The following is a 21,408-nucleotide window of genomic DNA, read 5'->3' as shown; positions in this document are numbered from 1 at the left end:
ATCACTGATGTTTTTTCTTTTATTATCTCAAGAATAACAACTATAATCTCTTGAATTTGAATCTATCCGTGTTCATCCGTGCGAATCCGCGGCTACAACTTTTCAGCCACTGATTTGCACAGATTACCGCTGATACTTTTTCTTTCATTATCATAGACAAATCTCTTAAATTCTGGCTTCTGTCCAAAATTAACAAGGAACCCAATTTCTATGTTTGTTGCTCTCAAATAGTTCATTACCTGTGCCTCATGCTCAGGCGCTAAAGCACGTCCCGCCTTTATTTCTACTATCACTGTGTCTTCTACAACCAGATCTGCCCTATATTCACCAATAACCATAGTTCTAAAATGAACAGCTATATCTTTCTGCCTTTCTACCTGTAATCCATAACTCTCAAAAACAATATTTAAAGCACGCTCATAAACAGATTCCAGAAATCCATATCCAAGCTCATTATATACTTCATAAAAACCTTTAATAATCTTATCTGTCAATTCTTTATGTTTTAGTGACCTTGCATTCATTTGTACACATCCGTGCGAATCCGCGGCTATAACTGTTCAGCCACAGATTTACACCGATTACCGCTGATGTTTTTTCTTTCATTATCATAGGTGCTCATCCGTGTTTATCCGTGTAAATCCGCGGCTTAAATCTCCTTTGGATTAACAGGAAAATAAAATTCCACACCTTTATCAATTAAATGTTTATTATTCGCTAAAATTTCTTTTTTAAAGTTCCAGGCAAGTACATAATAGATATCCGGATGTTCAGCTAATTCTTTTTCTATTACTATGGGGATGTGCATGCCGGGTGAATAAAGTCCGCGCCGCAACTCATTTTTTTCTACAAGATAGTCAATATATGTAGTCCCTACGCCGAAATAATTCAATAGTGTATTCCCTTTGACCGGCGCCCCCATTCCAAATATTTTTTTATTTTCTTTCTTAACCCTGTCAAGATAAGTAATATTTTCTTCTCTCATTCTTTTTATATTTTCAGCAAACTCTAAATAAGCAGAAAACTTGTTACTGCCGGCAGCCACCTCTGCCTGCCGCATTTGTTGCAATCGTTCAGAAGGCGGATTTTTACCTTTATGCCTAACAAAACCAATAATTGAACCTCCATGTATCGGTGACAGATAGGCATCAAACATAGAAAGCCCATGACGATTTAACAAGACCTCTATTGTCTGTAAGTTATAATAAAGCAGATGCTCATGATAAATCTGGTCAAATGCCAGATTTTCTATAATCCGCTTCATGTAGAGAAACTGCACAACAAAAACTCCATCATCTCTCAATGCCTCTCTAATGCCTTCAGCGACAGAATGAAGTTCTTCAAGATGAAAAAAAACACCAGCCGCGTTTATTAAATGAAATTTGCGGTTTATTTTTCTTGCCGTATCAAGATTAAAAAACTCATTCAATGTTTCAACTCCTGCTTCATTAGCAATCTTTGCAGTAGTTTTAGAAGATTCAACTCCCAAAACATTATATCCTAAAGCTTTAAAATGCTTTAATTGCGTCCCGTCATTTGAGCCAATATCAAGAACTGATTTATTATTTGTATTTTTAAAGAACCTTGAATCCACATCCTCAGCCACATTTTTAAAGTGTTCGCTCAACGACTTGGTAATACCGGAAAGATATGTATGGTTTCCAAACATAACCTCTTTTTTTACTGTGTAGTCAAGCTGTGCCGTTAAGCAGTCATGGCAATAGAGGACCCGAAGCGGATAGAACGGCTCCTTTCCAACTTCTTCTTTTTTTAGAAAGTGATTTGCCCAGGGCTGGATACCAAGGTCTACGGCAAGCTCTAAGTTTATTAAATCACAAACACGGCAGTGCATAGTTGAAGTAACATCATTTATATTCAAATAAATTTACCTTGTTTAGTTAACTTTGTTGAACCATACTTTCTAATAAAATATTTTTTCGCTATCATTTTATGAATATCTCTATAAACAACTTTCAATCCTTCCGGTGCATAGGGAGATACTATCTTGCGGCATTCAAGTGCAAAAATACTCCATATAAGGCGGGGTGATAAAAAATCCACATATTTTGGATTAGCCAGCATTAAGCGAAGCATATTTTTACCAAAAATAGATAAAATATTGCTTTTCTGAAACATTAGCAGAACATCTTTATACTCCAGTGACTTCAGATAATCAAGCATATTCCTTAAAACCTCACGCTGTTCTGAGAATCTTTTTGTGCCTGCTGATGAATATGAGTTTGGCAACACTCTTAAAGCAGCCATTGCTTCCGGGATATAACAAATGCCATGTCTGAATGCAATAACATGCAGAGAAAACCAATCACAGTGCCACTTCAATCCCGGCTTAAAGCCGCCAGCTTCAGTTAAAGCAGTCCGTTTTACGATTGAATGGAAACCTGATATCCAAAAATGTGTTTTTTTTAATAAACAAATAATTTCACTCGGCGAAAAGCAGCATGGAGCATCAACTATATTAAAACATTTCTCAGATATGGTTCCTGTAATCCCATCTAAAGTTGCAAAATCTGAGCAGCAAAGCCCTGCATCTGGATACCGCGCCAGCAAATTCATCGTATTTTCATAGAACATAGGGAATATCCTATCATCCGCTGAAAAAAAATGAATATATTCACCTGTAGTGTGCTGTAAGATGCGTTTCAAGGAAAATTCAACTCCCATATTTTTTTTATTCTTTAAGAAGATTATTCTGGAATCTCCTCTTGCAAACTGCTCTATTATTTCAACACTATTGTCTGTTGAGCCATCATCAACTATAATTAATTCAAATTCTTTATACGGTTGGGTCAGTATTGATTCAATAGCTTCACTTAGAAAACAGGCATGATTATAATTAGGCAGGCTGATTGTAAGTTTTGGCGATTTCATTTTCTTAATTTCCTTGACAAGCTATCACTTATCCATTTAAATACTCACCACTACTGTTTATTATCACAAATTATATATGCCATTCCTTTCTGCAGCGATACCATGTCACTATAACCAAGGGGATAATAATCGCATTGACCGTTAAATATCCTATTGCCATTCCTTTAATGCCATAATATTTGCCCAAAATAAATGTTGACAGACCGATTAAACTTCCTGATATAACAGACAATCCCATCAATGGTTCCTCTTTGTGGGCACGCATATAGGCTGCAAAAGGAAGCGAAAATGTGACTATCAGTTGAGCTAAAATAAGCAGTCCTGCCGGCAAAGGAGCTGCCAATCTCAAAGACAATGGGTGATTTAACCGGTTTAATGCGTATATAACAAGCCAGATTGCAATGCCTGCGCATATACCTACAATAGTTACAACTTTGGTTATCTTCCAGAAAAGATAATTAAGCTCCTTATATTTTCTTTGAGATATTAAAATTCCGAATTGCGGCACTCTCGGCGCAAGCCATGAGTTTGACAACGCTCCAATAACTCCGATTACACTCCAAGTCATTCCAAATTGACCTGCCGCAACAGGTCCATGGTACTTAAAAAGAACAGGCGTAAAAAAAGAAAATACAAAATACCCGCTAATCCATGAAACAGCTATTCTCCACTGCATCGGTAATATATTTTCATACCACGAAATATGGTCTCTTTGCGGTATTGAAAACAGTAATGTCTTTAAAAATTTCCAATATCTTTTCTTTAGAAATATTAAGGCGCAAATAATGGTCGTAATGCTTGAAACAGCTACGGTCCATAATTCCGCGCCTGCTAACATTGCCGCCCAAAGCGATAGAGATGTACATAACCCCTGCCATAATCTGAATGCATATAAATTATTAACCTGATTGCACCCTTCAAGTAAGGACCATATTGGCACTAACAACAGTATCAAGCCTGTCAGTAAACATAACATTAACCATGGGAATAACCAGTTAATATTTAAAGCATTCACATTAGAACCGGAAAAGAAAATGGTTCCTCCAATACCTAACCCTAATATTAATACTATACCTCCCGCAAAATACCATCTTATTGAAACCCTTGCCAAACTAATCAATTTTGAAAGGGCCTTATCGTCCCCCGTAATTAAACCGTTTTTATCAAGGCTCAATTTGGACCACTCATGACTTGCAAACTGTACAATTACAGTTCCCAACCCTAATTCAACAAAAACCTGTAATGCAAGTAAATTTGCAAAGGTGTAATAATAGCCCTGCACATTAGGAGTAAATTTGGTCGCAATTAAAAGCGCCGTTATGGGCCCTGCGCAAATGCCCCACCCCCTTGCCAAAATTCCGTAAAAAACAGCGCGGTCCACGCCGGCTTTACTTAAATATTTCTTAAAATATAAAAAAACTTCTGTCAGATGCTTATTGGATGATAATAAATATTCGCTCACTTTAAATCCTTTAACGCCTGTTCATAACTCTCTATGGTCCCAATATCTCTGTGATATAAATCATTATGAAATGTATATATTCTACCGATAAAATGAGGCAATACTTCTGTACTAAAATCAATTATTTCTTTTCCCAAACCCTCAAGAAATCTAAAAATTGACGGTTCAAGAATGTAAACCGCACCATTAGCCAAGTTACCCGGGGGATTTAATGCTTTTTCATAGAAAGCCTTTACTACTCCCTGTTCGTCTAATTCAACAATCCCGCAAGTTTCAGGAGTTGAAGCAGAAAAAGTCATCATAGTTATCTCACAATCAGCAGGACGATTTTTGTGATGCTCTATGAAATCGCTCACATTAAATTTGGAAATATTGTCAGCATGAACAAGCATCAGTGTTTCTTCTTCAAAAAAATCTTTATTTTTAAGAAGAGTCCCGGCAGTACCGAGCAATTCCTCTTCATAAACTGCTTGAACTATGCTATTAAACTCACTCGCCTTTATATAATCAGCAACTTTATCAGCAAAATAGTGGAGGTTGACAAGTATCGGCTTAACCTTAGCATCATTGAGTATTGCAAGCCAATAATAAAGAAGCGGCTTACCATTGATTGGTACGAGGCATTTGGGTATTGTATCTGTAAGAGGGCGAAGTCTTGTTCCTAAACCCGCAGCAAGCAGTAAAGCCCTCAACCGCCAAGCTCCATTTTTAGTTCTTCCGGAGCAAGAGGGATATTACCAAGCCGGCCTACCTGGCATGCAGCGGCGAGAGACCCCAGATATGAACTTTGCCAAATATCAGCTCCGGCAGCCATAGCCATTGAGGCGCATGTCAGAAATGAGTCGCCAGCTCCTGATACGTCCCTGGGAGCAGTATTAAATGCGGAAAGGCGGTCGGTAAGCCACTTGTTTTTTTTGTTTGTTTCAGCATGAATAAGAACCCCTTCTTCCCCCAGTGTTATCACTATATTCCTTGTCTGTGCTTTCTGTCTGAGCTTTTCGGCAAGCACAACAAGACCTGATTCAAAATCATGGACAGCAAACCGCGCCTCCCTTTCTGTAGGGGTTACCAGAGCCATATTTCTAAACCTGGATATATCTCCGACCTGTGATGACGATTGGCTGTCGGCAACCATCATAATACCCAGTTCTGAGCATCTATCAATTATTTTATCTACCAACGGCTGCGGCAGACACCCGTAATTGAAATCTGCAAATATCAGCAAATCAACCTGATTAATAATATCGCAAATATCCTGAAACATCCGCTCCCGAATTTCCTTGTTAACCGCATGCTGCTTTAAATGACTAACTCTCAGAAGGGTCTTTTGTCCGGCTCTATATCTACACTTCAAAGTAGTAGGTCTGCTTTCGTCTTCATAAAAATGTACTTCCACTTTATTTTTCTTGAGATTTTCTCCGGCAAATAAAGCGGTTTCATCCTGACCGACAGTAGAGAAAAAATGCACTGCTCCTCCCAGCCCGCAAGCATGCGCCGCAACTATCCCTGCGCCTCCGGTATATTTTTCCTGCAGTACAGGGGTTACTACGATAGTAGGGTCCTCCTGTGACATGCCTAATGCATCGCACGTGATATATTCATCAACAATGATATCCCCTATAACGCAAATGTTAAGTTTTTTCATTTCCGGGAGAATATTACATAGCTGTTTAACATCAAATTTATGCCGTTCAGGAAAATCAAGCGGTTTTTTAATAGTTGAGATATTCAGTTCTTTCCACTCCTGCCTCATCAAGTCTATGGAGGAAAAACTTATATCTCCGGAGCAGAAAAGAAGCTTTCCTCCTGCCTTGGCAATAACTTCTTCTTCCGGATTATAGCCGTCTTCATGTTCCTTGCCTTTTACAACAAATGCAGGTTTCAATTTTTCAATAAGCAAAGAGGGGAAATCACGGAGGATAAAGCCATAATCAACCCAGCTTATGGACTGTATGCCTTCAAGGCGCAGGTCTTCTGCAATCATAGAACCGTTAGATTGAGAATCAAGCACTCCAACAACAAGATAGTCGCCGCATTCCTTTGCAAAGCGCAGAAGGCGGAGGTGTCCCGGGTGTATGATATTAAAATTGCCGGATACAAAAACAATGCGCTTGTTCTTAGTTTTTTCTTTAATATTTTGCAATGCAGCAATAGATTCCGGATGAAGCGGCATTATTATCCCTCCATTTCAATTAAGGCTCGGGTGATTTTTCTGTTTTCCATGTCGTCAAGCGCCTCATTTATACCTTCCAGCAGATACCTTTTGCTCAACAACTTTTCAAGGGGCATTTTGCCTCTTCTATATGAGTCGGCAAGCAGGGATATATCCCGGTCTGGCTTAGACGCGCCGCCCCAGCTTCCTTCTATTCGCTTTCCACAAATCAAATCAAAAGGGTCCAGTTCAATTTTACTTCCATAGGCAGGATGTGAGGCAAATACACAGAGACCTCCAAACTTTTTTACTGATTGAAAGGCTATTTCAATTGTTTTAGCATTGCCAGATGCTTCAACACTGTAATCCACGCCTTTATTATCAGTAATTTTATAAATCTCAGATACAGGGTCTTTATGGGCAGCATTAATTGTATGCGTAGCGCCAAATTCCTTGGCAAGTTCAAGTTTTGCTTCTTCTATATCTATTACAATAATTTTATTACATTCAAATAAGCCCACAGCCATAAGGGCGCTTAATCCAATTCCACCCATACCGAATATTGAGATCGTTGATTCCTTTACAGGTCTTATATGGTTCATCACAATGCCTGCGCCAGTTGGAATGGCACAACCAAAAAGCACTGCAACATCCAATGGAATCCCTTCCGGAAGTTTGACGCAACGATTCTCTGAAATAATACTATAGTTGCTGAATGTCGTTATAGCGCCCGCATTAAAAGTAATATTGCCTTTCTTGTATCTGGGACCGGGCGCGTCTATGCCTTCACCCTTAATCCACCCTAAGATTACATTATCGCCAGGTTTAACTTTCGTTACTGCATCGCCGACTTCTATCACCTTTCCTGAACCTTCATGACCAAGCATATGGGGAAGATATTTATCTTCTCCCCGCTTCCCCTGAACCTCCATCAGTTGGCTATGGCAAACTCCGCTAAACGCAATCCTTACCAGAATCTGCCCTTGCTGCAACTTTGGAATTTCTACATTGTCCTCAATAATTAGGGGATGCCCTGTTTTATATAAGACAGCAGCCTTCATAGATGCAACATCAAATTGTGAGATTATTGGCAAGAAAAGAAATCTGAAATAATAGTTAAGGCTAAATCAGCAACCGGATATTCGGCTTGCAGCTTTTTTGAACAGAGCCTGCCCTTAAATATTTCTTTAATGCCAAATATTCCAAAATCCTGACCCTCTTTGAGATTCAATCTTTCCAAAACTAATGTAGAACGGCAAGCATATACGTATATACGCGCAGATTCCACTTTATAATCGTAATTTCTGAAATGTAATAACTGTTTTACAGTAAAATCTAATTCCTCTTTCAATTCACGAGCTAAAGCTGATTCAGGCAATTCTTTACTTTTTACGCTTCCGCCAAAAAGCGCCCATTCTCCAGGATGGCTTATACATTCCTTGAAATCCCTTAATTGTAATAGTATTTTTTCTCGGTTTTCGTAGATTATAGCAAGTGCAACTTCTTTCTCAATCCGCAATGAACCACCAGAAGTCACCTGTGTAGCCAACCTCATTAAAAAGCTTTCCCCAGTCATCAACATGCATCATTGTTTCAGCAGTAAGCACCCATTTATAAAGATTCCTGCGCTCCTCTTCATTGCGCCAGGCATCAATAGTAATATAGCTGTGCCCTCTGCAAACACGCTCTATTTCGCGAAGCGATTGCTTTAGACGTTCAAGAGGCAAATTATGAATTGAGTTAATGGAAATAACCAAATCAAAGCTCTTATCAGGATAAGGCAGTTTTTCAGCGCTGGCTATTTTAAGGAAAGGCTTAACAGAAAGCATAGCGTTCTCAATTGCATAGGAACTAACATCTATGCCGGCTGCTGTGCAATTAGGCATAAGTTCTTTAAAGTCATTCAGCATAAACCCTTTTGCACAACCGATATCTAAAATTGCGGCATTGTCTGATAAATTGTAATACTCCTTCATACGCTTCACGACAGTTTTCCACCGTCCATCGTACTTGTAGCCGCCATATCCGCATTTCCTGTCGCCGTCAAAAAAATCCTTATCAAATCTCTTTGCAATAGCAATTATTTCCGGAGTCTTCTCAAGCGCACGCTTATCATAATCACGCGCTGTTTTAGGGTGTGTAGTAAGTAAATTGATTTCAGTCATTTTTATTCCTCTCTATGAAATTGTATGTAGTTTACCGCCATTAATATGAAAACACGAGCCAGTTATCCATGATGCTTTATCAGATACCAGAAAAGCAACCAAGCCCGCAATGTCATCTCCTTCTCCAATCCGCCCAATAGGAATTTTTGCAGACTCTTCAATATCAATACTAATCTTAGCCGCTTCCAATGAAATGTCTTTAAGTTTAGCTATGTGCTGAACATTTTTATCCCAAGAATCACTATGAACCGGTCCCGGACAAACCACATTTACCAGGATTTTATCCTTCATAAACAAATTAGATAAACACTTGCTTAAGTTAATCACTGCCGCTTTAGTTATAGTATAATGCGGGTTATAAGAGCCAGGCTGCAATCCTGAAATTGAGGAGATATTAATAATGCGTGGCGCAACAGACCGGCAGAGCCATGGATAAGCACGCTCAACAAAATAAACCATCGTCATGACATTTAAATCAAAAGCAAGTTTCCAGTCCTCAGGCTTCAACTCAAAAAAGCCGCCAAACTTGTTTACCCCCCCTATATTGTTAATAAGAACGTCTAATTTCCCGTACCTGTCTATCGTTTTATCAATTACATTCTGTACAGATTCAGGATTTGCAGCGTCTACCGAAATCGCAAATACATGACCGCCGGCATCAGCGATTTCTTTTTCTGCTGCACATAATGACTCTTTTCCCCGGGCGCAGATTATAACATTTGCGCCCTCTATAGCAAGTGACTTTGCAATTGATTTCCCTATCCCTTTACTGCCGCCGGTAACTATTGCAACTTTTTCTTTAAGATTCAGTTCCATAGGAATGTAATTCTTTTAGGTAGTCAACACATTTTCTTATCAAAACTGGACAGAAGACTGCTGGGATCTTGGATTGTTAATCCCCCATCTACAATAATACACTGTCCGGTTATAAAAGAGGCCGCTGTTGAACATAGAAACAACACTGCTTCTGCAATATCATCAGAACAACCTACCTTTCTAATAGGATGACAAAATTCAGCAGTTTTTCTGTATTCTTCATTATCAGCTCTTTCATACCTTTCAACATGCTCGTCCTGGACTATAAAACCCGGCAATACAGCGTTTACACGAACTCCATAAGTCCCCCCGTGAACTGCAAGATATCTTGTAAGATGCATTAACCCGGCTTTTGCGGCATGATAAACAGGAGATTCATGACACACTAAACTGCTTGCTATAGAGCCAATATTGACGATACTTCCTTCTCTATTCTGTGACATCGCTCTGATTGCTTCTTGAGAAGCAAAAAATGCAGCTTTTAGTGTCACTGCAATACCTTTGTCCCATGTATCATCAGTTTCCTCCCAGAAGCCCACTCTCTCTCCGGAACGGGCATTGTTAACAAGCACATCTAATTTCCCAAAATCCTTTATTATCTGTCTAATCATTCCTTGGGGTGCGCCTTTATTGCTTAAATCCATACATATAAAATTAACCCTCAGTCCCTCTTTATCAAATTCAAGTTTTGTTTTCTCGCTTTGATCTTTATCAATATCGCATATGATTACATTTGATCCTTCTTCAGTAAACTTTTTAGCAATTTTCTTTCCTATGCCTCGAGCTCCGCCCGTAATTAATATGACCTTATTATTAAATTTACCGCTCATTTTCAACACCTAAATCCCTGAAAAGCAAAAGATACACGAGAGTTCCACGCCTCCCGGCTGCAATTAGACAAAATGTTATTAAAATTTGCGGAGAGGTTATCACTTGTCTCAAAAATTCTCAATAACTTCTGGTGTGGAGAGGCAAAATTAAAACATTCCTTATCCCCCAGCTCCAAGTCCATAGCTTCAGTATGGTGCCCCGGATTTTTGTATATTACATAAGGAATATTACTACAGATAGCTGCATTGCACGGTCCACTTGACATCCCCATAAATGCATACGCAGTTTCAACTAAAGCCAACTCTTGAGCAAGTGTTGTCCCCAGATATTTTGTAACAATAACATTAGGCAACTCCGCAATGCGTTTATCTACTTCTTCGTTACCGATTAATATAAATTTAATATCATCAGTATCAATGCGCATCCTAATAAACTTCTCCCATTCTTTAAATCTCGCATTACTGCAGTTAGCTTGAGAGGGATTATTTTTTAGATGGACTACTACGGGAAGAGAAGGCGCTACGTATTTATCAAAAATCTCAATTGCTCCTCTAACGGCCTCAGGCTTCATCTTGAAATAAGGTATATATTGATGTTCCATGAAGAATTGCTGTAAAAACATAGTAGATTCATATATATTTTGAGAGCTTGTTTCAGGCTTAATTAAATATAGCGGGGGGAAAAACTCCAATTCAGTGTCATCCTGCATAATTTTCTCAATTACATTGATTGATTGAACTTTATAGCACGTGTTTATTTCATTAAAACTTAACAGGGTTGACAGAATATTAGATTGTTCACAGTCCTTTTTCGGCATTTCAGCAATATAATCACCGGCCTCTTCAAAATCATTACAAATAAAACATATTCCCCCGACAATACCATCCTGCATTAAAGCTTTTGCCTTCAGCATTACATTTAACAATATAAGACCGCCTAACGATACTCCTTTACTATCTTGATGCCATAATCCCATAATTCTTTTCTTAACAAGTTGCTTCATTTATTTTTTCTGTATGCCAACGGCAAATAAATAATGCGCCATGGAATAAAAACCCGTATGGACAATTTCGTCATTCATGGAAAATATAAAAACATTGCTGAAGTGCCGGAGCAGTAAATCCTTTAAGCTTTGAGCGCCTTTCAAATTTATATGTCCTTCTGCACTCTCAGGCGAGGCGTATTGTTGAGCGTTGATATTGGGAGTGCCTATAATACATATTCCATCTGGTTTTAGAGACCTTGAGATGTTAGTCATAAACTTAGTCTCAAGTTCAGCCGGAATATGCTCAATTACATCCAAGGCGAAGGCTCCAGCAAACTCTTTGTTTAAATGCCTCGTTGTAATATCCAAAACCTCATAACTGCACTTACTGCCGTATCCAACTCTTTTTATATTATCCTCAATTACAAGAGGTTCTATATCAATTGCATGTATCTTTTCAACCGTCTGAAGAACGATAGCCGTTCCAAAAGAATCACCGCAGCCCACTTCTAAAACTTCTTTCTTACCCTCCAATATTTTTGCACAAAATTTATATCTCGCCAGCAAAAAACATAGATGCCGCGGATCATTCCTCCAGATGTGACTCGTATATGGTCCTAATACTATTCCGCCTTTATCATTATAATTATCAAACTGAATCTGATTTTGAGGCTCATTTGCTATTCTTTTAGACATACGCTCCCTTGTTTGAGTTTTTAAAGTTATTTTGCACTGATTTTACTATTCCCTCAGTCGAAAGCCCTATGCTTGAGCAAAGATGCTCATATGTACCATAATCATGTACAAAGGTGTCAATAGCAATAGATTGGAACTGAATTTCTCCAATATCATATATACCGTGCAAAATATCATCTCCCAGACCGCCAAACCTATTATGTTCTTCCACAACAAGCACTTTCTTTGTCTTTTTAACGCTTTCACGTATTAACGTCAAATCCAGAGGCAATAAAGTATGCACATAAATAACTTCAATGTCCCAGCCAGTTTCTGAGAGTATGTTCTTTGCCTCCATTACATTTTTTAGCTGGGGCCCTGTTACCACTATAGTAAGGTTATTACCTTCCGATAATTTAACAGCCTTACCAAACTGGATCAAAGAAGGATCAATCTTTTGCTCATGCTGCTGTTCAGGAACTCTGAATAATGTCAGATAAGTATTGTTGTACGTTTGTTTAAAAAGCATATTAAACTCCTGACATGACGCCGGATAAACAACTTGCGTATTGGGAAGTAATTTCATTAAAGCAAAATCACTGTAACAATGATGAGTGCATCCAAGGTTTGAATAATCAAACGCGCTTCCAACTGTTATAAGGTTGCCCTGAAGTTTTTGATAACAAAAGTCTAATTTGATTTGTTCAAAAGACCTTTCCAGAATAAAAGGCGCAATAGTATGAACAACAGGGCAAAATCCTGTCTTTGCTAATCCTGCTGCCATGCTCACAATAGTCGGTTCACATATACCTATATTATAAAACCTTCCCGGACAAGCTTTAGCAAATGGCTGCAATACAAAATGGCTTATATCACCTATCAAAACGACCAAATTGGGATCTTTTTGCCCTACCTCCAGCATGGTATCCGCGAATTGTTGTCTTATCTTTTTTAACTTCAAGATAATGCCTCCATGATTATTTTGTATTCCTGTTCGTTGGGTATCTTGTGGTGCCATATTCCATGACCTTCAAGCATCGGCACCCCTTTCCCTTTAATTGTTCGTGCAATTATAGCTGTGGGAGCCCCATGAGAATTGAATTGTACTTTTGAAAAGGCAACTTTGAGATCCTCCTCTGAATGTCCGTCAACTACTGTTGTTTGCCAGCCAAAAGCGCGCCATTTAGCAGGCAAATCATCAAATGGCATAAGTTGTGCCGCGGAGCCATTCCAATCCACAATAACACACAGATTTCCAAGTCTTAAATTGTTCGCAACATTAGCAGATTCCCATATAGTACCTTCATGACATTCACCATCACCTACGAGAACACATATGCGATTGGATTTATTGCGAATTTTAAGGCCCAAAGCAATACCAACGGCAAAGGGCATGCCATGCCCGAGAGAGCCTGTAGACGCTTCAGCGCCCGGCACCTTAGTACAATCAGGGTGCTCACCCAATATACCGCCGGGCTTGCAAAACATGCTTAGATCATGTTCAGTTAAAAAACCATGTTCTTTAAGAATAACATAGAGAGCCAAGCAGCCATGTCCCTTGCTCAATATGAAATAATCGCGATCCTCCCACATATGATTCTTAGCATTGAATTTGAGAAAGTTTTTATATAGCACCGATATAATATCAATAATAGAGAACGCACTAGGGATGTGCCCGTCTTTCCCGCTAATAACCATGTCAACTATTTTCCTGCGATGTTCTTTATTCATAAGCTTTCCTTCCTTTTATTCTACTGACCAAAATATCCCCGGCCTTGTCCCCCGTCAACAGGCACTATGCTTCCGGTGTTAAAGGATGCCAGGTCCGAGCAAAGGAATGCAACATAATTCCCTATTTCTTCAGGTCTTCCAAAACGTCCGATACGTTGTCTTTCAGTTAAATATTTTTTAACATGCTCCGGATTCTCTTTTGATGTTATATCCCAGTAACCCTTTTCAGTAAAAATAGCGCCAGGCAGTATAGCAGAGACAACTACTCCATCAGGAGCGACTACGCCGCCAAAACTTCTTGTATATGCTGTCAAAGCAGCTTTCATTGCGCAGTATGTTACAGGACCATGGTTTTCCATTGCGGAAATTGAGGAATTATGGACAACACGCCCCCATTTTCTTGATTGCATTTTAGGCACCAGGATAGAGTTTAGTTCAACTGCAATCTCAAAATTAAAACGATAAACACGCCTCCAATCCTGAACAGAACAAAATGGGTCTTTAATGTTGAGAGTGCCTCCGACATTATGCACCAGAATTGAAATTTCACCAAAGTCTTTTTTTAGAATATCAGCAAGCTCCGCGGGCCCGCTCTCTTTGACCAAATCAAGAGCAATGCCGAGGTGTCCAGTACTCTCGCCCCCCATTTCTTTAACCACCTCTTCTATATCGGCAGAATTCCTTGCGACAACAGCAACGCGAGCGCCCTCTCTTGCAAGACAAAACGCAATGGCACGCCCAATACCACGCCCGGCGCCCGTAACCAAAGCTAAACGTCCATTGATGCCTAAATCCAAAATACCGCCTCCTTTAAATTATGTGCAACGGATAAATTATGTGTTTCGGCCTATTCTGCAGCAGCTTTAGCATGATAGGTTTAACATTGTCTATTGCGGTAACAAAAACTGTTGAACTATAAAAATCTTCAATACTGCCGGAATGTTTCACTTGAAGCGGAAGATTAGTATAGAAAAAACCTTCTTTATCCTTATCATCATCAATTACAGCTTTTATAAAAGACAGATCGCTTTTCAGGTGATAAGCTAATACCGGCAGCATTAATGCGGCGCCATATCCATATATGTTTGTATTTTTGAACTCATATAATGTCTTTCGGGCATTATCCATCTGACAAAAAAAAAGGTCTCTCCTCCACTCTATATCTTCTCTTGTAAATGCAACATTAAAATTCCTATGCGCTGCACCTTTCTTTCTGAAGGCTATCATTAAAGCCCCCCAATTATGATAGTTTTCATGATAGCCTATTAGCTTAGCTCCAAGTTTATTTAAGAGAGCTTCAAACGAACTTAAGCTGAAATACTGCAGATGCTCATGAAAAACCTGATCAAAGCGTCCTCTTGTTATTAATGAATCAAACCCGGGTATTTCAAAAAGAAACAATGCATCATCTGTTGCGCAATCAATCAATTTTTCCAAGACAAGTTGAGGGTCAAATATATGTTCAAGCGTGTGTCTTGATAAAATACAGTCAGGCTTACAGGGAAGAACTTTATCTAAATCAGTTTCCTCAACAGTGCCTCCTATTACATGTAAGTCCGAATCTTTAATATTATTTTCCTGCGATGTCCATATAGGATCAAGTCCTATTCTAACCTTACCAAAAGACTTTATCTCATGAAGTAAATATAAATCATTGCATCCTACATCAATAATGCAATTAAATTTTTCGTCCGGTACAAACTCCCGAAGATAGTCAATAAATACTTTTGTTCCCTGTTGAGCAGTTGAACTCAAAGACGTTCTGAAGGTATATTTTTGAGAATCATATAGTATTTCAGGGTTAACCTGATTCAACAGTTGACCCTGCCCGCATTTCGAACACCATAATAAACTTTGATCTATGCCTGAAAAAGAATCCTTTTGTTTTTCTTTGGAAAACAACCCGGTAATCGGCAATTCCGGCATATTCATAATTTCAATTAGTTCCCTGTTATCACATACGGAACATTGTGTTCTTTTATTAATAACTGCATCTTTATATTGTATGCACATGTCCTTATGCATCATTTTCTAAAACGGTCCCTTAAACCAATCCCCCGGCACATCATGGGGTGATTTTCTGCTATCCAGTATTTCCTGAACATCCAATTTTCTGCCTAACATTTTTCCCGCAGTATGGACTATATCCTCCGCTCTTTTATAGTATTTATCAGTTAAAGAAGGGGATGTAGGTGTAGGAAAATCCGGCAAGGCTATCCTTGTCGGAGCGCCTTTCAATTTACCAAACATTTCCATTGAAACTTTTGCCACAATTTCTCCTGCAATAGAAAGAGTTTCAGTTGCAGTATCCAACGCTATAAGTCTGCCGGTCTTCCCTACAGACTTAAATATTGTCTCCCAGTCAATAGGATTTACCGTTCTTAAGTCAATCAGTTCACAATGCACGCCTTGTTTTTCAAGAATTTCAATTGCATGAAGAGCCTCAATTGTCATATAAGAAAGCGAAACAATGGTCAAATCATTTCCTGTTTTTAACACATTAGCCTTTCCAATTGGGACCCTATAATCACCCTCTGGAACTTCTCCTTCAAGGTTATGCAGCCATCTGTGTTCAAGATAAATTACCGGATTGTCATCAAATATTGCGGATAGTAAAAGCCCTTTTGCATCATATGCCGTTGCCGGCATAACAACTTTCAATCCCGGTATGTGCGCGAACCATGACTGGAGACTCTGAGAATGCTGAGGTCCCTGCCCCCATCCCCTTCCGAGTATAAGGCGGATTGTAATAGGTACTGAACTCTTTCCGCCAAACATGTAATGCCACTTTGCGGCATTATTAACAAGCTGATCCATTGTGAGAAGAAAAAAGTCAAGCCTTTGATGTGTCATAACAGGACGAATTCCATTTAATGAGGCGCCAATAGCGATACCGGTCATTGCATTTTCTGATACAGGCATGTCAAATACCCTGTAAGAACCAAACTTCTCCTTCAAGCCTGCAGTGGTCCCAAAAATTCGCTTAGGATCATCCACTCCAAGCCCGAAAGTGATAATCTTATGCTCTTTCTCCATCGCTATAAAAAGAGCTTCATTAATAGCCTTCCCAAACTGTAAGTTCCTTGCCAATTCAAAACCTCATGCAATATTATTCTTTGAATAACTGAATAAATGCCTCATCTTGAGAAGGAAATGGTGAGCTTTCCGCAAAACTGAATGCTTCATGGACCTCAGACTCTATTAAAGAATCCACCCTTTGAACTTCTCCGGGATTAAAAACATCCCTGTTTTTCATCTCATTCTCAAGCAGCATAATCGGATCTTTTTTCTTCCAGCATAAATATTCTTCTTCTGTCCGGTACCCTATATCGTTATCAAAATTAGGACCGCAATGTTCCCTCCATCTATAAGTTGCAAATTCAAGGAGGAAAGGACCCTTTCCTTGCCTGATATGTTCAACTGCATTTATCACTTTAGTGTATACCTCAGTAGCGTCATTTCCATCGCCCGAATCACTTGCGATTCCCAAACTGCTTACCATTTTACTTATGGACCGCTCTGCCGGCTGCCTCACACAGAGAGGGGAATACACTGAATAAAGATTATTTTCACATATATACAAAACCGGGAGCTTTTTTAAAATAGCAAAATTGATAGATTCATAAAATACCCCTTCTTCTGTTGCTCCATCGCCAAAAAAAACACAGGATATCTGGTCTGTGCCGTTAAGAAGTATAGAAAAGCCTAACCCTGTCCCTACGGGAATCGTACCTCCGACAATTGAGGTGCTTCCCATAAAACCAACGGATTTATCAATTAAATGCATGGATCCGCCTTTGCCTGAGGAGCAGCCGGCTGCTTTGCCGTATATTTCGGCTATCATTCGTTTCAGATCGCCGCCTTTCGCAAGATAGTGGCCATGCGCCCTGTGAGTGCTCACTACAAAGTCGTCTTTTCTTAATACAGCGCAAACACCCGCGGAAACAGCCTCCTGCCCGGTGCATAGATGCGTCGGACAACGCATTTTCCACTCATTGTAACGTTCTGCAATAGTCTCTTCAACAGCGCGTATTCTCTTCATTTGATAAAGTAGCTGTATTAAGATCTTCGCATCAATATTAGTACGCAATACCATACTTTATATTTAAATTGCCAGTCTTTTCATTGTTTTTAAATTGTAATACTTTTCTTCATCCTGTAATTTCCCCTCCCGAAAAACCTTGATTATCTCCTCAATCGCGTTCACAACACCATACTGAGGTTTAAATCCGGTAGAAAGCAATTTATCAGAATTTAGACGATAAGAACGCGGGTCATTTGACTCACTAACAATTATTTTCGCAGGAACAAATGCAGTAACTTTCTTTGCTATGTCCAGTATGGAAATATTCTCAAAGCCCGCATTGTAAATACCTGTATATTTATCACCGTTCTCAAGAAAAAAAATAAAGATATTAACAATGTCTTTTATATTAATATTCGGACGGACCTGTGTGCCGCCAAAAACAGTAATCTTACCTTTTGCCAGGGCCTGCATGGTCAGCATATTTACAGATACATCAAGACGCATCCTCGGTGAATAGCCGCAGACCGTGGCAGGCCTGATAGATTGAACAATCATGTCATCTTTATAACTTAACAGTACCCGTTCTGCTACCATTTTCGTCTTATTGTAGTCAGAAACAGGAACAAGTGTCAGTTCTTCGGTCACCTGCGGTTCTTCCTTTATTCCATAAACACTGCCTGAACATGCGAAAAGGAACTGCTTTACCTTTGAATGTACTGCCTTGTCAATAAGGCGCATAGTTGCAAGCGCATTCACTTCCCATGATAATTTAGCATTTAATTCACCGCACGGGTCATTTGCCACATTCGCAAGATGAATAACCGCATCTACTCCATCCAGATGAACGTTATCAATATTTCTTGTGTCTTCATTGACAACTTTCAGATCTTTATGAGCCGCCAGATAATTGCCAAACCACATAATATCCACAACTGTCACATCATGGCCTAAATCCAGAAGGCGCGGCACAAGAATTGTCCCGATATATCCGCAACCGCCTGTAACTAAAATATTCATGTCCTCTCCCTCATTCTTTTCTATGGTTTATGAACATAATCCGGCGTCTGCGACATCAGAGCCTCAAGATTATTTTTTACCCATGCAATTGTTTCCTTGATGCCGTCTTCAAGCGTTATCTTATCGCTCCAGCCAAGCTTATTTTTTGCTTTTGTGCTGTCAAGCAAGTACGCAGTATCTTTCCCGGGACGTTCATCTACAATTTCCACTGATTCATTAAAGTCTATGTTCAGATATTCAGCTATTAATTCCACAACCGACCGTATTGATATATTACGCAAAGTTGAAAAATGAAAGATTTCGCCGTGCTGTGCATGTCTCATAACCCGCAATGTACCGTCTGCGACATCCCTGATATGAATAAAAGAACGAACAGAATGCCCCCCTCCATGTAATTGCAATTTTCTTCCGGTCAAGAAAAAGAAAATTGCTCTGGGAATAATCCGATAAAGCTGTTGACCAGGCCCAAAAACATTTGCCGCCCTTGTAAAAACAACCGGAAACTTGTAATTTTTGTAAAATGCCATAAGACTCATGTCAGCTGCGGCGCGAGAGACGGCATAGGGAGTACTTGGATTATAATTTGTGCTTTCAGGTATTATCCCCTGGCAAGTGCCATATACTTCCGGCGTTGAAATATGAACATATTTTTTTAGAAAATCACATTTACGCAGTGCGTCATGAAACTTTATCGTTGAGACTACATTAGTCATCATCCAGTGTTCAGGATGCGCCCAACTTTCAGCCACCATGCTTTGAGAGGCAAAGTTAACAACATAGCCAGGCTTGACTGTTTTGATTAATTCTATAATTGCCTCAAGATGATTGTTTATATCCATTTGATAAAATTTGAAATTGCTTAATTTATCTGGTTTATTCCACTTATAAGGAAGGAAAACACTATCAGGTTCAGGGGAGCGGCTAACCCCGATTACCTCAGAGCCATTGTTAAGAGCATAATCAACAAAGCTTGTGCCGGAAAAAGAATTACTTCCTATAACAACTATTTTCTCTGACATCGGCTCTCCTTTGCACTATGTGCTAAAGAACATTTTTCCCCTCAGCCATTGCATTATCATATGACCAACTATTAATTGCATATCTTCAGCAATTTGCATATCATCTATAGGAAAATGGATTGGAACATCGGCAAGATTAAGACATTTTCCACCTGAATATCCCAGGATTGCAAACGTCTTAATATCTAGTTCTTTTGCGGTCTCAATAGCTTTGATGATGTTTGCAGAATTCCCACTCCCTGAAAGTGCAATCAACATATCTCCTGCCTGTCCAAGCACTCGTAACTGTCGTGAAAAAATGTCATCGTAGGAAACATCATTTGCAAGACATGTTAGCACAGATTGATTAGAAGATAATGCATTGACTCGAATACCATTGCCAAAATCTTTCGCTGTCCCATAGAAAAAATCATTTGCAATATGCATGGCATTTGCAGCGCTTCCTCCATTACCACACAAAAAAACCTGTTTTTTATTTTGCCATACTTCTAAAAGTGATTCTGCAAGAATATTCATTCTTTGAATATCCGCTTTTTGAAATACCTCAATAAGATTAGACCTATATTTATTTAATAAAACTTCCATAACCCATTATTTATCCAACAAAGTATTATTATTATGCAAACAAGCATTATTTTAAAATACTAAGCTAATTATTTGGATATTCTCCCAAAATATTTTTCTTAAATTATACGCTTATACGTTAGCAAATTGATTCGGCTTAAGTATCTTGTACCCTTTCAATAGCTCTTGTATACCACTATCTAATGTATGGGAAGGTCGCCACCCTAAAGACTCTATCTTCTCATTGCTGACAAGATAGTCTCTCTTGTCAGGATCTTCACCAATAGATGCTGAATGAATATATAGCTCCGGCACATGTTCCTTTATTTTCTCGCACAACTGTCGTTTAGTGAGGTTGGCACTGCTAAGACCGACATTATAAGGCTGTCCTTTCATTTTATCGTAATTTTTTATTCCAAAAATAAATGCGCTTGCGACATCTCTTACATGGATATAGTTTCTGCGAAAATGTTCTTCAAAAAGAACAATGAATTTATCCTTATATGCACGATAGGTAAAGTCATTAACCAGAAGGTCCATTCTCATCCTGGGACTCATACCGAAAACTGTTGCCAACCTAAATGTTATAGCGCTGCCTTTATCCAAAAATGCCTTTTCAACTTCTACCTTGATTTTTCCATAATCTGAAATGGGCCTCAAAGGCGATTCTTCCGTGCAGAATGCATCCTTTTCACCAATACCATAACCGCTATTAGTTGTAGGGAAAAGAACCATCTGAAATGATGAAAGTTTGTTTATCATCATTATAGCTGCGTTATAATTAACCATCTTTGTTAATGACGGGTTAATTTTACAGGCTGGCGCCCCAACTATTGCAGCAAGAGGAATAATTATGTCAAATTTTGGCACCAAAGACAATATTAAACTTTCGTCACAAATATCACCTTTTATAAAATCAAAATGGGGATTGGCGCAACATTCAAGTAGTGCTGATTGTCCAAATATTAGAGAGTCTAATGCTGTAACTTTATAGCCGTTGTTCAATAAAGTAGGCACAAGAATAGAACCGATGTACCCCGCCCCTCCAGTTACAAGAACTCTCTCTTTAGCCATT

The 21,408-nt window shown here is 39.1% G+C and carries 23 protein-coding genes; all 23 read right to left on the bottom strand.

Annotated features, from left to right (window positions below; genetic code table 11):
* Positions 1-92: 92 nt before the first annotated feature.
* On the bottom strand, positions 93-524 hold the full coding sequence (locus HZA10_02705) for a GxxExxY protein (GenBank protein MBI5195213.1): 432 nt from the start codon (positions 522-524) through the stop codon (positions 93-95).
* A 125-nt stretch (positions 525-649) separates the two neighbouring features.
* A complete protein-coding gene (locus tag HZA10_02700; GenBank protein ID MBI5195212.1) occupies positions 650-1,852 on the bottom strand; it encodes a class I SAM-dependent methyltransferase in 1,203 nt (400 codons plus the stop codon).
* A 23-nt stretch (positions 1,853-1,875) separates the two neighbouring features.
* Positions 1,876-2,889: a glycosyltransferase gene (locus tag HZA10_02695; protein ID MBI5195211.1), complete on the bottom strand. Its 1,014-nt coding sequence runs from the start codon at positions 2,887-2,889 to the stop codon at positions 1,876-1,878.
* Between the two features lie 70 nt (positions 2,890-2,959).
* The gene (locus HZA10_02690) at positions 2,960-4,351 is read right to left on the bottom strand and encodes a hypothetical protein (GenBank protein MBI5195210.1); all 1,392 of its coding nucleotides are present in this window, start codon (positions 4,349-4,351) and stop codon (positions 2,960-2,962) included.
* Entirely contained in the window at positions 4,348-5,043 is a 696-nt protein-coding gene (locus HZA10_02685; GenBank protein MBI5195209.1) for a nucleotidyltransferase family protein, read from the bottom strand. Before HZA10_02685 ends, HZA10_02690 begins: the two co-directional genes overlap by 4 nt.
* Positions 5,040-6,524: an adenylyltransferase/cytidyltransferase family protein gene (locus HZA10_02680; GenBank protein MBI5195208.1), complete on the bottom strand. Its 1,485-nt coding sequence runs from the start codon at positions 6,522-6,524 to the stop codon at positions 5,040-5,042. Before HZA10_02680 ends, HZA10_02685 begins: the two co-directional genes overlap by 4 nt.
* A gap of 2 nt (positions 6,525-6,526) precedes the next feature.
* On the bottom strand, positions 6,527-7,564 hold the full coding sequence (locus HZA10_02675; protein MBI5195207.1) for a zinc-binding dehydrogenase: 1,038 nt from the start codon (positions 7,562-7,564) through the stop codon (positions 6,527-6,529).
* A gap of 23 nt (positions 7,565-7,587) precedes the next feature.
* Complete coding sequence (locus HZA10_02670) at positions 7,588-8,052, bottom strand: NUDIX domain-containing protein (protein MBI5195206.1); 465 nt, start codon at positions 8,050-8,052, stop codon at positions 7,588-7,590.
* Positions 8,012-8,668, bottom strand: coding sequence for a class I SAM-dependent methyltransferase (locus tag HZA10_02665; protein ID MBI5195205.1), 657 nt, complete (start codon positions 8,666-8,668; stop codon positions 8,012-8,014). Before HZA10_02665 ends, HZA10_02670 begins: the two co-directional genes overlap by 41 nt.
* Positions 8,669-8,680: 12 nt before the next feature.
* Positions 8,681-9,484, bottom strand: a complete 804-nt coding sequence (locus tag HZA10_02660; protein MBI5195204.1) for an SDR family oxidoreductase — start codon at positions 9,482-9,484, stop codon at positions 8,681-8,683.
* A gap of 23 nt (positions 9,485-9,507) precedes the next feature.
* Positions 9,508-10,314 (bottom strand): SDR family oxidoreductase, encoded by an 807-nt coding sequence (locus tag HZA10_02655; GenBank protein MBI5195203.1) that lies wholly within the window; start codon positions 10,312-10,314, stop codon positions 9,508-9,510.
* Between the two features lie 2 nt (positions 10,315-10,316).
* Positions 10,317-11,318, bottom strand: coding sequence for a hypothetical protein (locus tag HZA10_02650; protein ID MBI5195202.1), 1,002 nt, complete (start codon positions 11,316-11,318; stop codon positions 10,317-10,319).
* Positions 11,319-11,996, bottom strand: coding sequence for a methyltransferase domain-containing protein (locus HZA10_02645; protein MBI5195201.1), 678 nt, complete (start codon positions 11,994-11,996; stop codon positions 11,319-11,321).
* Positions 11,989-12,993: a hypothetical protein gene (locus HZA10_02640; protein ID MBI5195200.1), complete on the bottom strand. Its 1,005-nt coding sequence runs from the start codon at positions 12,991-12,993 to the stop codon at positions 11,989-11,991. Before HZA10_02640 ends, HZA10_02645 begins: the two co-directional genes overlap by 8 nt.
* Positions 12,933-13,706: a transketolase gene (locus HZA10_02635; GenBank protein MBI5195199.1), complete on the bottom strand. Its 774-nt coding sequence runs from the start codon at positions 13,704-13,706 to the stop codon at positions 12,933-12,935. The genes HZA10_02640 and HZA10_02635 overlap by 61 nt, the downstream gene beginning before the upstream one ends.
* A 20-nt stretch (positions 13,707-13,726) precedes the next feature.
* The gene (locus HZA10_02630; GenBank protein MBI5195198.1) at positions 13,727-14,503 is read right to left on the bottom strand and encodes an SDR family oxidoreductase; all 777 of its coding nucleotides are present in this window, start codon (positions 14,501-14,503) and stop codon (positions 13,727-13,729) included.
* 13 nt (positions 14,504-14,516) lie between these two features.
* On the bottom strand, positions 14,517-15,734 hold the full coding sequence (locus HZA10_02625; GenBank protein ID MBI5195197.1) for a methyltransferase domain-containing protein: 1,218 nt from the start codon (positions 15,732-15,734) through the stop codon (positions 14,517-14,519).
* Positions 15,735-15,737: 3 nt separating this feature from the next.
* Complete coding sequence (locus HZA10_02620) at positions 15,738-16,796, bottom strand: alpha-ketoacid dehydrogenase subunit beta (protein MBI5195196.1); 1,059 nt, start codon at positions 16,794-16,796, stop codon at positions 15,738-15,740.
* 19 nt (positions 16,797-16,815) lie between these two features.
* Positions 16,816-17,802, bottom strand: coding sequence for a thiamine pyrophosphate-dependent dehydrogenase E1 component subunit alpha (locus tag HZA10_02615; GenBank protein ID MBI5195195.1), 987 nt, complete (start codon positions 17,800-17,802; stop codon positions 16,816-16,818).
* Positions 17,803-17,811: 9 nt separating this feature from the next.
* Positions 17,812-18,750 (bottom strand): SDR family oxidoreductase, encoded by a 939-nt coding sequence (locus HZA10_02610; GenBank protein ID MBI5195194.1) that lies wholly within the window; start codon positions 18,748-18,750, stop codon positions 17,812-17,814.
* A gap of 20 nt (positions 18,751-18,770) precedes the next feature.
* A complete protein-coding gene (locus HZA10_02605) occupies positions 18,771-19,769 on the bottom strand; it encodes a GDP-mannose 4,6-dehydratase (protein MBI5195193.1) in 999 nt (332 codons plus the stop codon).
* 15 nt (positions 19,770-19,784) lie between these two features.
* Positions 19,785-20,354: an SIS domain-containing protein gene (locus HZA10_02600; protein MBI5195192.1), complete on the bottom strand. Its 570-nt coding sequence runs from the start codon at positions 20,352-20,354 to the stop codon at positions 19,785-19,787.
* Positions 20,355-20,465: 111 nt separating this feature from the next.
* Positions 20,466-21,407, bottom strand: coding sequence for an NAD-dependent epimerase/dehydratase family protein (locus HZA10_02595; protein MBI5195191.1), 942 nt, complete (start codon positions 21,405-21,407; stop codon positions 20,466-20,468).
* Position 21,408: the final 1 nt, after the last annotated feature.

The organism is Nitrospirota bacterium, assembly GCA_016212185.1.
Lineage (GTDB): Bacteria > Nitrospirota > Thermodesulfovibrionia > UBA6902 > DSMQ01 > JACRGX01.
This window is presented reverse-complemented; position numbering and strand designations above follow the sequence as displayed.

Bases quoted from the DNA above. Each gene is read 5' to 3' on its own strand.
- HZA10_02705 (MBI5195213.1), bottom strand. From the start codon at position 524: ATGAATGCAAGGTCACTAAAACATAAAGAATTGACAGATAAGATTATT.
- HZA10_02700 (MBI5195212.1), bottom strand. From the start codon at position 1,852: ATGCACTGCCGTGTTTGTGATTTAATAAACTTAGAGCTTGCCGTAGAC.
- HZA10_02695 (MBI5195211.1), bottom strand. From the start codon at position 2,889: ATGAAATCGCCAAAACTTACAATCAGCCTGCCTAATTATAATCATGCC.
- HZA10_02680 (MBI5195208.1), bottom strand. From the start codon at position 6,524: ATGCCGCTTCATCCGGAATCTATTGCTGCATTGCAAAATATTAAAGAA.
- HZA10_02675 (MBI5195207.1), bottom strand. From the start codon at position 7,564: ATGAAGGCTGCTGTCTTATATAAAACAGGGCATCCCCTAATTATTGAG.
- HZA10_02665 (MBI5195205.1), bottom strand. From the start codon at position 8,668: ATGACTGAAATCAATTTACTTACTACACACCCTAAAACAGCGCGTGAT.
- HZA10_02660 (MBI5195204.1), bottom strand. From the start codon at position 9,484: ATGGAACTGAATCTTAAAGAAAAAGTTGCAATAGTTACCGGCGGCAGT.
- HZA10_02655 (MBI5195203.1), bottom strand. From the start codon at position 10,314: ATGAGCGGTAAATTTAATAATAAGGTCATATTAATTACGGGCGGAGCT.
- HZA10_02650 (MBI5195202.1), bottom strand. From the start codon at position 11,318: ATGAAGCAACTTGTTAAGAAAAGAATTATGGGATTATGGCATCAAGAT.
- HZA10_02645 (MBI5195201.1), bottom strand. From the start codon at position 11,996: ATGTCTAAAAGAATAGCAAATGAGCCTCAAAATCAGATTCAGTTTGAT.
- HZA10_02640 (MBI5195200.1), bottom strand. From the start codon at position 12,993: ATGGCACCACAAGATACCCAACGAACAGGAATACAAAATAATCATGGA.
- HZA10_02635 (MBI5195199.1), bottom strand. From the start codon at position 13,706: ATGAATAAAGAACATCGCAGGAAAATAGTTGACATGGTTATTAGCGGG.
- HZA10_02625 (MBI5195197.1), bottom strand. From the start codon at position 15,734: ATGATGCATAAGGACATGTGCATACAATATAAAGATGCAGTTATTAAT.
- HZA10_02615 (MBI5195195.1), bottom strand. From the start codon at position 17,802: ATGGTATTGCGTACTAATATTGATGCGAAGATCTTAATACAGCTACTT.
- HZA10_02610 (MBI5195194.1), bottom strand. From the start codon at position 18,750: ATGAATATTTTAGTTACAGGCGGTTGCGGATATATCGGGACAATTCTT.
- HZA10_02605 (MBI5195193.1), bottom strand. From the start codon at position 19,769: ATGTCAGAGAAAATAGTTGTTATAGGAAGTAATTCTTTTTCCGGCACA.
- HZA10_02600 (MBI5195192.1), bottom strand. From the start codon at position 20,354: ATGGAAGTTTTATTAAATAAATATAGGTCTAATCTTATTGAGGTATTT.
- HZA10_02595 (MBI5195191.1), bottom strand. From the start codon at position 21,407: ATGGCTAAAGAGAGAGTTCTTGTAACTGGAGGGGCGGGGTACATCGGT.